The organism is Kribbella voronezhensis, assembly GCF_004365175.1.
GTDB classification, from domain to species: Bacteria; Actinomycetota; Actinomycetes; order Propionibacteriales; family Kribbellaceae; genus Kribbella; species Kribbella voronezhensis.
Genome location: NZ_SOCE01000001.1, coordinates 880,224 through 892,681, shown reverse-complemented (window position 1 = coordinate 892,681; position 12,458 = coordinate 880,224). Strand labels below are relative to the sequence as shown.

12 protein-coding genes are annotated in these 12,458 nt (G+C 68.4%); 6 read left to right on the top strand and 6 right to left on the bottom strand.

Annotated elements, in window-relative coordinates:
- Positions 1-2: 2 nt before the first annotated feature.
- A complete protein-coding gene (locus EV138_RS03920) occupies positions 3-500 on the bottom strand; it encodes an NUDIX hydrolase (protein WP_133977070.1) in 498 nt (165 codons plus the stop codon).
- 96 nt (positions 501-596) lie between these two features.
- Here EV138_RS03920 and EV138_RS03915 point away from each other — a divergent pair, with 96 nt between their 5' ends.
- Positions 597-1,502: an aldo/keto reductase gene (locus EV138_RS03915; protein WP_133977069.1), complete on the top strand. Its 906-nt coding sequence runs from the start codon at positions 597-599 to the stop codon at positions 1,500-1,502.
- Here the strand turns inward: EV138_RS03915 and panB are convergent.
- Both panB and EV138_RS03905 read right to left on the bottom strand, forming a co-directional pair.
- Entirely contained in the window at positions 1,499-3,637 is a 2,139-nt protein-coding gene (panB, locus tag EV138_RS38555; RefSeq protein WP_238157946.1) for a 3-methyl-2-oxobutanoate hydroxymethyltransferase, read from the bottom strand. The genes EV138_RS03915 and panB overlap by 4 nt on opposite strands.
- Positions 3,638-3,789: 152 nt before the next feature.
- Positions 3,790-5,562 carry an NAD+ synthase gene (locus EV138_RS03905; RefSeq protein ID WP_133977068.1) on the bottom strand — a complete coding sequence of 591 codons (1,773 nt, stop codon included), beginning with the start codon at positions 5,560-5,562 and terminating at the stop codon, positions 3,790-3,792.
- Between the two features lie 215 nt (positions 5,563-5,777).
- Between EV138_RS03905 and EV138_RS03900 the strand changes: the two genes are divergently transcribed.
- Positions 5,778-7,139 carry a ferredoxin reductase family protein gene (locus EV138_RS03900; RefSeq protein ID WP_166678481.1) on the top strand — a complete coding sequence of 454 codons (1,362 nt, stop codon included), beginning with the start codon at positions 5,778-5,780 and terminating at the stop codon, positions 7,137-7,139.
- Positions 7,140-7,252: 113 nt separating this feature from the next.
- Positions 7,253-8,245 carry an ABC transporter permease gene (locus EV138_RS03895; RefSeq protein ID WP_133977066.1) on the top strand — a complete coding sequence of 331 codons (993 nt, stop codon included), beginning with the start codon at positions 7,253-7,255 and terminating at the stop codon, positions 8,243-8,245.
- Here EV138_RS03895 and EV138_RS03890 read toward each other — a convergent pair.
- Entirely contained in the window at positions 8,238-8,882 is a 645-nt protein-coding gene (locus EV138_RS03890) for a GNAT family N-acetyltransferase (RefSeq protein ID WP_133977065.1), read from the bottom strand. The two genes, EV138_RS03895 and EV138_RS03890, sit on opposite strands and share 8 nt — an antisense overlap.
- A gap of 164 nt (positions 8,883-9,046) precedes the next feature.
- On the opposite strand from EV138_RS03890, the gene EV138_RS03885 reads away from it, so the two are divergent.
- Positions 9,047-10,153: a DUF418 domain-containing protein gene (locus EV138_RS03885; RefSeq protein WP_133977064.1), complete on the top strand. Its 1,107-nt coding sequence runs from the start codon at positions 9,047-9,049 to the stop codon at positions 10,151-10,153.
- Here the strand turns inward: EV138_RS03885 and EV138_RS03880 are convergent.
- Positions 10,117-10,479: a nuclear transport factor 2 family protein gene (locus tag EV138_RS03880; protein WP_133977063.1), complete on the bottom strand. Its 363-nt coding sequence runs from the start codon at positions 10,477-10,479 to the stop codon at positions 10,117-10,119. The genes EV138_RS03885 and EV138_RS03880 overlap by 37 nt on opposite strands.
- A gap of 108 nt (positions 10,480-10,587) precedes the next feature.
- Here EV138_RS03880 and EV138_RS03875 point away from each other — a divergent pair, with 108 nt between their 5' ends.
- Complete coding sequence (locus EV138_RS03875; protein ID WP_238157945.1) at positions 10,588-11,061, top strand: hypothetical protein; 474 nt, start codon at positions 10,588-10,590, stop codon at positions 11,059-11,061.
- Positions 11,058-11,963 (top strand): HTTM domain-containing protein, encoded by a 906-nt coding sequence (locus EV138_RS03870; RefSeq protein ID WP_133977061.1) that lies wholly within the window; start codon positions 11,058-11,060, stop codon positions 11,961-11,963. Before EV138_RS03875 ends, EV138_RS03870 begins: the two co-directional genes overlap by 4 nt.
- Here the strand turns inward: EV138_RS03870 and EV138_RS03865 are convergent.
- On the bottom strand, positions 11,889-12,293 hold the full coding sequence (locus EV138_RS03865; RefSeq protein ID WP_133977060.1) for a hypothetical protein: 405 nt from the start codon (positions 12,291-12,293) through the stop codon (positions 11,889-11,891). The genes EV138_RS03870 and EV138_RS03865 overlap by 75 nt on opposite strands.
- Between the last annotated feature and the right edge of the window lie 165 nt (positions 12,294-12,458).

The window sequence follows — 12,458 nt, the reverse complement described above, 5'->3', positions numbered from 1 at the left end:
GTCTAGGACGCCTTGCGCAACTCGATCGCGTTCACGGCCTGCCGGAGCAGCCCGGGAATGGTGACGTGCGCGGCCTGACCGGTCGCCTCGAGGTCGTCGGGATGCCACCAGCCGTGGTCGCTGATCGTCGCCAGTTCGAGTTCCTCCTGGTTGGCGAAGCTCACCTCGACGGCGTCCACGCGGACCGCGAAGAAGGTCTGGTGCTGGATGATCGGGCAGCCGCCCCAGTGGTACTCGATCGTGTTCGTCGCGACCGGCTCGCCCAGCGAGTCGGCCGGCACCAGCAGAGCGACCTCCTCGCGCAGTTCGCGGCTCGCGGCCTGCGCAACCGTCTCGCCGGCTTCGACGCCGCCGCCGATGGTGAACCAGTACGGCCGCGCCGGAACCAGGGGATCCCACCCGTGCAGCAGCAGGACCTTCCCGTCACCACGGACGGGAAGGACTCGGGCCGTCGTACGCCGGACGACGGTGCCGGGCGGAGGCAGGCGGGAATCGGTCACACCACAAAACGGTAAGCGACGAAGGGCCGCCGAAGACTCGTCGTACGGCGCGTCTCGGCGCGGGTGCTGTTGGTTGCCGGTGAGACGATCGATGACATGACTGCACGGATCGGCCTGGGACTGGCCGCACTCGGACGGCCGGGGTACATCAATCTCGGCCACGACCAGGATCTCCCGCCCGGTCGTGAGGTCGAGGACCTTCGCCGCCGGACGCACGAGCTGCTGGAGCAGGCGTGGCAGGCCGGTGTGCGGTACTTCGACGCGGCCCGCTCGTACGGTCTCGCCGAGGTCTTCCTGGGCGAATGGCTGACTCCTGACCGCCGCAGTCAGCTGACCATCGGCTCGAAGTGGGGTTACACGTACGTCGCCGATTGGCGCGACGACGCAACGACGCACGAGGTCAAAGACCACTCGCTGCAGACCTTCGAACGCCAGTGGCCCGAGACGCTGGCGGCCCTCGGCGGACGACCGGACTTCTACCTGGTCCACAGCCTCACCTCCGACAGCCCCGCGCTCTCCGACGGCAAGCTGCTCGATCGCCTCGGTGAACTCGCGGCCGACGGCGTACGGGTCGGCCTGTCGACCAGTGGGCCCTATCAAGCCGAGACGCTGCGCGAAGCCTTGAAACTCGGCGGCGGCCCGTTCACGGCTGTGCAGTCGACGTGGAACGTCCTGGAGCCATCGGTCGGTACGGCGCTTGCCGAGGCGCACGACGCCGGATGGTTCGTGGTGGTCAAGGAAGCCGTGGCCAACGGGCGCCTCACCTCCAAGGCCGGCGAAACCCCCTTCAACACCTTCGCCGCCGAACACGGCGTGGCCCCGGATTCGCTGGCGATCAGCGCCGCAGCTGCCCAACCGTGGGCCGACGTAGTACTCAGCGGCGCGACCACCTCAGAGCAACTCGAGAGCAACCTCAAGCACGCCACGGCCGAGCCCCTGACCGAGTTCGCACAGAAGCCCTACGAGTACTGGTCGGAACGCTCAGCCCTCCCTTGGATCTAGAAGGTGTGATCGTCGGTCGGGAAGGCGCCGCTGGCTACTTCGGCGGCGTAGGTGGTCGCGGCTGTGGTGAGGATGCTGCGGAGGTCGGCGTACTGCTTGACGAAGCGGGGCATCGGGCCGGAGCGGAGGCCGGCCATGTCCTGCCACACGAGCACCTGCGCGTCGGTGTCGCGACCGGCGCCGATGCCGATGGTCGGGACCGAGATCCGCTTGGTGATCTCCGCGGCGACATCGCCGGGCACCATCTCGAGCACGACCGAGAATGCGCCGGCTTCGGCGAGCGCGACCGCGTCGTCGATCAGCCCAGCCGCCTGGTCACCACGACCCTGCACGCGATACCCGCCGATGCTGTGCTCGCTCTGCGGAGTGAAACCGATGTGCGCCATCACCGGGATGCCGGCCTGCGTCAGCTTCTCCACAGCCGGTACGACGGTCCGCCCGCCCTCCAGCTTCACCGCGTGCACGCCCGCCTCCTTCATGAAGCGCACAGCGGTGTGGAAAGCCTGCTCCGGTGATCCCTGGTAGGAACCGAACGGAAGGTCGGCCACCACCAACGCGCGCTGCACGGCACTAGCGACCGCACGCGCCAACGGAATCAGTTCGTCGACAGTGACTCGCAGCGTCGTGTCATAGCCGTAGACGTTGTTCGCGGCGGAGTCGCCGACGAGCAGCACCGGAATGCCGGACTCGTCGAAGATCTCGGCGGTGTACTGGTCGTACGCGGTGAGCATGGCCCACTTCTCACCGCGGTTCTTCATGTCCCGCAGGTGGTGAATCCTGTACCGGCGTGGGCGGTTCGGAGAGTCGCCGGGCGTACTCGGGGTGGACGGCGACGCCGAAGTACCGGCTGATTCGCCTGGTGCGGTGCTGGCGATCGGTTGCGCGCGGCGGGCGGCTCGGTGGGATGCGGCCGGCTCAGGGACCTGGCTCGGTGCGTCCTGCTGCACGTCGGCACGACGGCGGGCGCCGACCGGCCTACTACCGCCTTGCTGAGCAGCCGGGGCCTGCGGCGTGGCCGGGCTCTGCTGGCTCGGAGCAGGGTTGCGTGTCGACGGAGTCGCGGCCGAACTGATCGGCGCGTTGCTCTCGTACTCCGCTGATGGGTCGGAGGGATAGCCGTTGGAGGCGTTGGGTGTCTGGCCGGTGCTCGGCGCCTGTCCACTCCAACCGGTCGGCGCACTCGACGCAGCAGGAGCCGCCGGGCTCGGTGCGTTCGGTGCGTTCGGTGTGCTCGGTGCGCTCGGCGCCGGCCTCGTCGGCGCCGGACCGGCGGCGCGCGGCGGCGATTGCTGCGAAAGACCGTTGCTGAGCGCGCCGGTCTGGGACTGCGATGACGGCTGCGACTGCGACGTGCTCGGAGGCGACGGCTGAATCCAGCCGTTGCTGCCGGCACCGTGCGCGGTCGAACCGTTGCTGGACTGCGGCTGCGGCGGCCGCGGCGCTGACTGCGCGGGTCCCTGCGCGGAACTGGAGCTGACCGTGCCGTTGGAGCTCAGCCCGTTGGAAGCCGGGGTGCTCGGGCGGGGAGTGGAAGGCGCCGCCGGCTGTGGTGGGTGGCCGCTGGTCCCGTTGCGGTTAGGAGCGAACGGACTCTGCGACGGCGGAGAAGCCTGCTGGGAGCCCTGCTGGGGTCCCTGCGACGAAGCCGGTGGTTGCTGAGGCCGGAACGAGGTGGGTTCCTGGTACGGCGTACGCGGGGCGAACGGCGACTCGTCGTACCGGTCGGAGCTGGGCTCGCTGTAGGAGTCGCCGTACGAACGGGACGGCTCCGAGTACGGCTGCTCGCCGTACTGCTGGCCCGACTGCTGCTGGCCCTGGTAGCCGCCTTGCTCGCGCGACGGCGCGGCCGGCGGGGGACCGGGCAGGAACGGCGGCTTCGGCACGTACGGCTGCTGGGGCACCGGGCCGCGCTCGTACGACCGGGGTGCGTTCGGCAGTGACGGGGCAGGGTCGAGCCCGTCGAGCGCGGTCGACCGATCGCGCCACCCGTCGCCGGATCGATCCGGTTCGGTGTAGCTGTAGTCCGAGCGGTGGTGCTCCTCGGTTGTCCGGTTCTTCGGTCCGGTCCCGTACGGCGCCGGCAGCTCGTCGTCGGCGTCGCCGTTGGTACCGGCCGACATGAAGTTGTCAACCATGGCCTCATCGTCCCACCGTTGCGGTGAGTGAGCGCCACCGGCTGTCGGTGAGGGATCGCTCACATCGTCCTCGTCGCTGTCTTCGGGCAGGCGGAAGCCGCCCGTCCGCGGGAAGGAGTCGTCGGAGTAAGGGCGGTTACGCCACGATCCACTCAGCTCTCGGTCGCCTTTCTTGCATCTTCACGCCAGGCGTTGGTGATCGGCAGCCGGCGGTCCCGGCCGAACGCCTTGTGGGTGATCTTCGGACCCGGAGGATACTGCCGCCGCTTGTACTCCGCTTTGTCGACCAACTGGATCACCTTGGACACGACGTCGGTGTCGAATCCGGCGGCGACCAGTTCGGCGCTGCCGCGGTCCTGTTCGACGTAGTCGTCGAGGATGTCGTCGAGCAGGTCGTACGGCGGCAGTGAGTCGGTGTCGACCTGGCCGGGCCGCAGCTCCGCCGACGGCGGCTTCACGATCGAGTTCTCCGGGATCGGCGGCTGCTTGCCGCGCTCCTTGGCATCCGCGTTCCGCCACTTGGCCAGCCGCCAGACCACCGTCTTCGGCACGTCCTTCAGCGGCGCGTACCCGCCGACCGAGTCGCCGTAGATGGTCGAGTAGCCGACGGACAGCTCCGATTTGTTGCCACAGGCAAGCACCAGGTGGCCGTCGGCGTTCGACAGGCCCATCCAGATGACGGCCCGGACCCGCGCCTGCAGGTTCTCCTCGGCCAGTCCGGTCAGGCCGAGCGTGTCCAGGAACGGCTGCACCATCGGCTGGATCGGTACGACGCGGTAGTTCAGGCCGGTCCGGGCGGCGAGCTCGGCCGCGTCGTCGCGTGAGTGCTCGCTGGAGTAGACGCTCGGGTTCGAGATGCCGAACACGTGCTCGGGACCGATCGCGTCACAGGCGATCGCCGCGACCAGCGACGAGTCGATCCCACCCGACAGGCCGAGCAGGACCGACCTGAACCCGTTCTTGCGGACGTAGTCGCGCAAGCCGGTCACGATCGCGCCGTACATCTCGGCCTCGTCCGACAGTCGCGGCGCCACCGCCGCGGCGATCGGCTCGTACGCCGGCAGCGGGTCCTCCTGCAGCACGGTGTGCACGATCCGGATGCCCTCGTGGTCGCCACCCGGCGTACCGGTGGCGGCCGGTAGGTCCAGGTCGACCACCATGCTGCCCTGCTCGAACTGCGGTGCCCGCGCGAACACCTTGCCCTCGGCATCGGCAATCAGTGAGTCCCCGTCGAACACGAGCTCGTCCTGGCCGCCGACCAGGTTCACGTACGCCAGTGCGCAGCCTGCCTCGCGAGCCCGGCGGGTCACCAGCTCACCCCGGACGTCGTCCTTGTTGGCCTCGTACGGCGAACTGTTCACCACCAGCAGCAGACCGGCCCCAGCAGCTCGGGTGGCCGCTACCGGGCCACCGTCCTGCCAGAGGTCCTCGCAGATGACCAGGGCGACGTCGATGCCGTGGATGCGGACGACCTGGAGCGAGTCGCCCGGCACGAAGTGGCGGAACTCGTCGAAGACGCCGTAGTTGGGCAGGTGGTGCTTGACCGCCGACGTCACCACCTTGCCGCGGTGGATCACCGCCGCGGAGTTCGTCGGCGAGCCCTTCGGCCGGCCGAGGCGGTCGACGCCCATCGCCGTACCGGTGGCGCGGTCCAGGTAGCCGACCACGACGACGATCTCGCCAAGGCCCTCGGCCGCCAGCCGCTCGGCCAGCGTGTGCACTTTGGCCTGCGAGGCGTCGACGAAGGACCCGCGCAGGGCCAGGTCCTCGACGGGGTAACCGGTCAGCGCGAGCTCGGGGAAGGCGACCAGGTGCGCGCCGCGGTCGACGGCGTTGCGGGTCCAGGTGACAACCTTGTCGAGGTTCCCGTCCACATCACCGACCGTGACGTTGAGCTGAGCAAGAGCAACCCGAAGCTGAGGCACGCCCCGAACCCTACTGCCAAGTCGGGCCCGCGCTCAGCCAACTCCCCGGGCGACTTTGTCAGGAGTAAGTCGGTGAGTGATCTGGTTGCCTACGGCAACTGTTGTGCCGGGCTGGACCAAGGTGGAATCGAACAGGGCTATTTCTTAACGAAATGGGGCATTCCGGACCACTTCCGCGGGGGCGTAGGTTCCAGTCACACCCCCGAAGGATGCGGATGGGAACCGAGATGATCCGCCGAAGACCTGTCAGCACGCATGTGCACGGACCAGCTGCCCGGATCGGCTGGTTCCTGCTCTATCTCGAAGCACTCCTGGTTCCGCTGTTCCTCAGTTGGCTGTCACTGGGCTCGCACGACCTGTCGGTCGGCGAGGCGATCGCGTTGAGCCTCGGCCTGGTGGCCTTCTCCGCGCTGGTGGTCGCGGTGATCCTGCCGGCGCGGGTGTCGCCACTGATCGCCGCGTTCGGGATCGAGACCATCCTCAAGATCCATCGGTCCATCGCGAAGGCGGCGGTGGTCCTGGTACTGCTGCACCTGGTCGCGGTGCTGATCGAGGACCGGCGCCACTTCGCCATCTTCGACCTGGCACACACCACCTGGGCCGCTCGGGCGGCGACCTGCTCGACGCTGGCGCTGATCCTGATGGTCGGCCTCGCGATCACCAGGCCCAGCCGCCAGCCGCGGTACGAAGGGTGGCGACTGGTCCACAACGCACTCGCGTGGATCGTGCTGCTGACTGCCTGGCTGCACGTCTGGTGGCTTCGGCACCTGATCTCGAAGCCGCTGCTGGCGATCTGGTTCTGCACGACGGGACTGCTGGTGGCGGCGCTGACCGTACGCCGGTGGCTGTGGTTGCCGCTGCGTGCGAGCCGACGGTCCTATCTGCTCGAGCAAGTACGACACGAGCCTGGCGACGGAGTCACCCTGACGATCCGGGCCGACCGGCATGCCGGCGTACCGTTCAATGCCGGGCAGTTCGCCTGGCTCAAGTTCGGCTCCACCGCCTTCGTGTTCGAGGAGCATCCGTTCAGCATCTCCTCGACGGCGCAGCGGCCCCAGGTCAAACAGTTCACGATCAAGGCACTCGGCGACTACACCGAACTGCTCAGTGGTCTGCGGCCCGGCCGCCGGGTGTTCCTGGACGGCCCGTACGGCGGTTTCACGATCGAGGGGTACGACGGCTCGTCGGGGTTCATGATGATCGCGGCCGGCGTCGGCATCACCCCGCTGCTGAGCATGCTCCGGACGCTCGCCGATCGCCGCGACCGTCGCCGGCACTGGCTGATCATTGCAGCCCGGACCGTCGAGGAGTTGATGCTCCGGCCCGAGATCGAGGAGGTCCGCCAGCGCCTCAACCTCAAGGTCGTCGAGGTGATCAGCCGGCCGGGGCCGGAGTGGATCGGCGAGGCGGGCCGGATCAGCGGCGAACTGCTCAACCGCTACCTGCCCCGCAACCCGGCCCGGCTCAACTACTTCCTCTGCGGCCCGGCGCCGATGGTCCATGCCGTCAGCCACGAACTCTCCGCCCGCGGCATCCCGCTGCGCCGCATCCACACCGAACGATTCGGCGCGGTCTGACGCCTGCGCCGTAGATCTGCCGGTCGATGGCAACCGGCGACGGCCGGGTATGGAACCATGTCGCGGCGGCTGGGGGTCGCCCCGGATCCGTCGGCAGATGCAGGAGTCAGCTCGTGGTGCACTTCGTTGGTCGTCGGCTGGTCAGCGCCCTCAGCGTCGTCCTGGTCACGCTGGTCGCGACCTTCACGTTGTTCTTCGTCGCGCCGACCGACCCGGCCGGCGCGATCTGCGGTGAGCGCAACTGCACCCAGCAGCGCTACAACGAGATCAAGCGCAACCTGCATCTGGACCGGCCCAAGGTGCAGCAGTTCGCGGAGTACGTCGAAGGCATCGTGGTGGGCCGGGACTTCGTGACGTCCGGCTTCACCCAGCACTGCCCCGCGCCGTGCCTCGGCTTCTCCTTCAAGAACGACCGGCCGGTGTACGACATGCTCTCCAGCAGGCTGCCGGTGACGGTGTCGCTGGTGGCCGGGTACGCCCTGCTCGTGCTGACCATCGGTGTCTCGGTCGGCGCGATGGCGGCGAAGCGGCGAGGTACCGCGAGCGACCGGTTCCTGATGAGCACCACGCTCGTGGTCAGCTCGGTGCCGTACTACATCGTCGGCCTGATGGTCGCGCTGTACCTGACCATCCTCTATCCGATCCTCCCGCGCGGAGGCTGGACGCCACCGTCGGAGAACCTGGCGAAATGGTTCGGCGGCCTGCTCACGCCGTGGCTCGTGCTGGGCATCTACAGCTGCACCGACTACGCCCGCTACTCGCGCGGCTCGATGGTCGAGACACTCAGCGAGGACTTCATCCGTACGGCGCGCGCCAAGGGCCTGTCGGATCGCATGGTCACCTACAAGCACGCCCTCCGCGCCGGTCTCATCCCGGTCATCACCATCTTCGGCCTCGACATCGCCGGCAGCCTCTCCGGCGCGATCTTCACCGAAAAGATCTTCGACCTCCCCGGCCTCGGCAACCTGGTCGTCGACAGCGTCAGCAACTACGACCTCCCCGTCATCATGGGCACGGTCCTCCTCGCCTCGGTCATCCTCGTAGCCATGAACCTCCTGGTAGACATCACCTACAGCCTCATAGACCCCCGAGTCCGCCTCACCTGACCCCGGTCCGAGCTACCAGAATCTCGGCGAACGTCTCCCACCCCAACCGGCTGTAGAGCGCCCGACCTTCACGCGACGCAGCCAGCAACCCCGTAGTCGCGCCGGCCCTCCGCGCCTCCTCGACCAGCGCCGACATCATCGCGCCGGCCAGCCCTTGGCGTCGATGCTCCGGCTCGGTCCAGATCAGATCGGCCACCGCGTCCTTACCTATGACAACCAGCTGTCCGCTCGCGGCGACCACATCTCCCGCGCGAACCTCCGCCGCAACGACCCAGTCGCCGCAGAGTTCCACCTCAACCGCGTACGGCGCGGGCGCACGGCGTACGGACTGCCGGTCCAAGGCAACCGTCATCAACCATTCGGTACGCCGATAGTCCAGCCCCTCCGCCTGGATCCGCGGCAACACCCGACTCGTCTCGGTCGTCACCACGCTCAGCCAGGAAAGCCCAGCCGGATACTCGTCGTCGCGCGCCAACTGGGCGGCGTACGGAAGGTCTTCGTCGGCGGCTAGGTAGGACACCATCCGCTCGGGATCCCCGATGCGGAGCACGATCACGCCGTGGTCCTCGGACACATCGCTCCACCCGCGGCTGAGCTGCCGTCCTGCCTGCCATCGGCGCGCAAGTTCTCCGAGCATCTTGGTCCCTTCTCTCCGTCCTCTTCATACCTTGGTCAGGGGGCCGGGTACTTTGGCTGATTTCTGGTGATGGGCCTTGCCGGTTGGCTGAGTGCGTGGACAGTTCAGGTGGGCCTACCGGGTTGGGGCGGCGGGCGTTGGGGCCGGATTTGGCGCGGGGGTTCATGTTGTTGTTCATCGCGCTGGCCAACTCGCATTACTTCTTGCAAGGGGCGGTTGTTCGGGGTGGGTTTCCGGGTGGGGGGTCGGGGGTCGATCGGCTGGTCGCGGGTGGGATCTCGACGCTGGTGGACGGGCGGGCGTTTCCGATGTTCGGGGTGTTGTTCGGGTACGGCGTGGCGCGGATCGCGGCGCGGCAGACCGAGCAAGGGGTCGCCTGGCGATCGGTCCGGTGGCTGCTCTGGCGGCGGAGCCTGGTGCTCGTCGGGCTCGGGTTCCTGCACGCGATGCTGCTCTACATCGGCGACATCCTGGCCGCGTACGGTGTACTGCTGTTCGCCGGTGTCTGGGTGCTCCGGTGGAAGGACCGCTGGATCCTCCTCGCGGCGCTCGCGTTCTTCGTGTTGACCATTCTCCCGAGCGACGGGTCGATGGCGGTCAGCGCGGATCCGCCGGACCCGTCGATGCTGCCGCCGAACTTCCTCGACGGCCTGCAAGCCCGCCTCCCGGTCCAGCCGGTGATCGCGCTCCTCGGCCCGATCGGGTTCGCCTGCCCGTACCTCGTCGGCGTCTGGGCCGGCCGCCGGCGCATCCTCGAGCGCCCCGAGCAACACAAGGCTCTACTGCAAACAATCGCAGTACTAGGCATCGGCGCTGCCATCGCCGGCGCGCTCCCGGTATCGCTCTGGATCGCCGGCTTCACCAGCGAACCGCACCCACTCGACCGCTTCGGCCCCTTGCACGACGCCTGCGGCACGCTCGGCGGTTTCGGGTACGCCGCCCTCATCGCGCTGATCGCCATCCGGCTCAAGGACCACCCCGGCCGGATCACCCTCGCGATCTCCGCGGTCGGCCAGCGATCCCTCACCTGCTACCTCACCCAGTCGGTGATCTGGACCGTTGCCTTCACCCCCTACCTGGCAGGCCTCGCCGACAATCTTTCGATCACCACCACCGCACTCCTCGCGACAGCGACCTGGCTCCTGACCGTCCTACTGGCCGACCAGATGCGCCGCGCCGGCTACCGAGGCCCCTTCGAAACCCTCATCCGCAGCATCACCTATCGACGGCGGCTTCACTTCACGGCGGAGGAGTCGACCTCGACGGTGTAGGTGGTGATCTTCGTGAGCGCGCCCTGGGTGAACTCGTAGATGTCGCAACTGGAGACGAAGGTGCTTTTCCACTTGGTGTCCACGTAGCGGGCGATCGCGTCGACGGCGACCACCTCGGGACCGGCCGCGGTCTTGAAGCGGAGGAACTGGGTGGTCGTCCGGGCCAGTTCCTGCAGCGATCCCTCGCAGGCCGCCACCACCTGGTCGCGGCCCTCGAGCTTCGCGGCGCCGACCAGGATCCACTGGATGTCGGGGTGGAAGAAGTCGTAGACCTCCCGGAACCGGTGCGCCGAGAAGGCCTCCGCGACCTGCTGGATCGTCGCCATCAAGTGTCCCTTTCGGTAAACGTCTGCCGATATTCTCACTGCGGCGGGCCGTGATCGTGACACCGGCCTGAGGTGGGCGCGGCACCGCCTTGGTGTGTAATGACCGGCGTGAAGGTTAGCGACGACCGCACCGGGGACGTGCGGCTTGGCAGGATCGGCAAGGGCGTTCGCGTCCTGGTCGCACTGGCCGGGATCGGGCTGCTGATCAACGGCTCGGTGCAGGCCAGCGACGACGCGTGGCCGTTCGGGCCGATGTCGCAGTACGCCGGCAGCGTGGCTGACGACGCCTCCATCACCTACACCCGGATCACCGCGCGGACCGACGCCGGTACGACGGTCGACGTACCGCTGAACATCGAGGGCGCCGGGGTCGCGCGGGCCGAGATCGAGGCCCGCACCGGCGAGATCGTCGCGGACCCGGCCAAGTTGCAGGCGGTCGCGGACGGCTGGGCGAAGAAGCACCCGGACAAACCGAAGTACGTGAAACTCGAGCTGATCCGGGACACCACGACGCTGGTCAAGGGCCGTGTCGTCGGCCCGCCGAAGTCCGAAGTACTGGCCACCTGGCAGGTGCGCCGATGAAGCCGGTCGCCAACTGGTTCACCCCACCGATCGCGCTGGCCCGGATCGCCTGGCTGCGGACGATCCTGTACCTGTTCGTCATCCTCGACATGCACGCGTTCGTCCGCGACACGCGACTCAAGGGCGAGCACCCGGACCTCTACAAGCCACTGTTGCTGGAGCGCCTCTTCCACCTGCCGACGCCGTCGGTCGCGAACACGACAGCCCTGTACTACGTACTCCTCGTCGCCTGCTTGATCGCCGCGACCAACCGCCTCCCGCGGCTCGCCGGCTGGGTGGTCGCCCCGGCCTTCACCTGGTGGGTGCTGATCGGCATGAGCGACGGCAAGGTCGACCACGACCACCTCGCGCTGACGGTCGCGCTCTGGGTCCTGCCGACCGTGGCGTCCACCAGAGCAGGCAATCCGTACGCCGACCAGACCAGGTCCGAGGCGGCCGGCTGGGCAGTCCGGTGCGTTCAGATCGCGGTGATCTGCACCTACTTCCTGTCGGCGATCGCGAAGCTCCGGGGCGCGGGGTGGACGCTGGCCTGGCCGGGCAGCGCCATCCTGACCTGGGCGATCGTGCGGCGGCCGCATCCGGTCGGGGAGTGGTTGCTGCATCACCCGTGGATGCTGCACGTGATGCAGTGGGTCGGCATCATCGGCGAGTTCCTGTCGCCGGCGATTCTTTGGCTGAAGGGCCGCTGGCAGTTGATGGGAGCGCTGTTCTTCCTCGGCTTCCATGCCGCGAACACGGCGATCCTGCTGATCCACTTCCTGCCGACGGTCGTGTGCTGGCTCGCCTTCGCCCCGATGGAGCGGATCGTGCCCTGGTGGCGGGCGCGATCAGCCGGCGACGCCGGACAGGCCGAAGACGAGACCGAAGATCGCGGGCAGGCCAAGGAGCAGGCCGGCGCGTAGCCGGAACCGCCGGCCGCCCGGGCCCGGGGTCCGGACGACGCGGGACAGCACCGCACCGGCGTACCCGAAGATGAGGGCCGCGAGCAGGATCTGCATCGTCGGCAGGGCCCGGTTCTCGTGCGTCAGGCCGAGCGTGACCAGCCCGGGGCAGCAGAACGCGAACATGCCGAAGCCGAGCTCCGGGATCGGCAGCCAGCGCCGGCCGAGGACGTCCAGCTCGGCCGGGCGGCGGTCCTGCACCGACCGGATGAAGCGCGCGGTGCTGAGCAGCAGGTCGCTGACGCAGAGCACGGCGGCGACGATCAGGGCGGCCTGGAAGATCGTCTGCACGGGAGAAACTTAGGCCCTCCGGGTCGCGAGCAGGTGACGAATCCGGCATGTCTGGGTCACGACCGGCGCCGATAACGTGAACATCGAGCGTGCGAAGCCGCGGTCGCCGCTCCAGATCACGGTCGGCGTGTCGGACCTCCGGCCGCCGTACGCCGGGGCTGCGTG

Bases quoted from the DNA above. Each gene is read 5' to 3' on its own strand.
- EV138_RS03915 (WP_133977069.1), top strand. From the start codon at position 597: ATGACTGCACGGATCGGCCTGGGACTGGCCGCACTCGGACGGCCGGGG.
- panB (WP_238157946.1), bottom strand. From the start codon at position 3,637: ATGGTTGACAACTTCATGTCGGCCGGTACCAACGGCGACGCCGACGAC.
- EV138_RS03900 (WP_166678481.1), top strand. From the start codon at position 5,778: ATGGGAACCGAGATGATCCGCCGAAGACCTGTCAGCACGCATGTGCAC.
- EV138_RS03890 (WP_133977065.1), bottom strand. From the start codon at position 8,882: ATGCTCGGAGAACTTGCGCGCCGATGGCAGGCAGGACGGCAGCTCAGC.
- EV138_RS03885 (WP_133977064.1), top strand. From the start codon at position 9,047: ATGTTGTTGTTCATCGCGCTGGCCAACTCGCATTACTTCTTGCAAGGG.
- EV138_RS03880 (WP_133977063.1), bottom strand. From the start codon at position 10,479: ATGGCGACGATCCAGCAGGTCGCGGAGGCCTTCTCGGCGCACCGGTTC.
- EV138_RS03870 (WP_133977061.1), top strand. From the start codon at position 11,058: ATGAAGCCGGTCGCCAACTGGTTCACCCCACCGATCGCGCTGGCCCGG.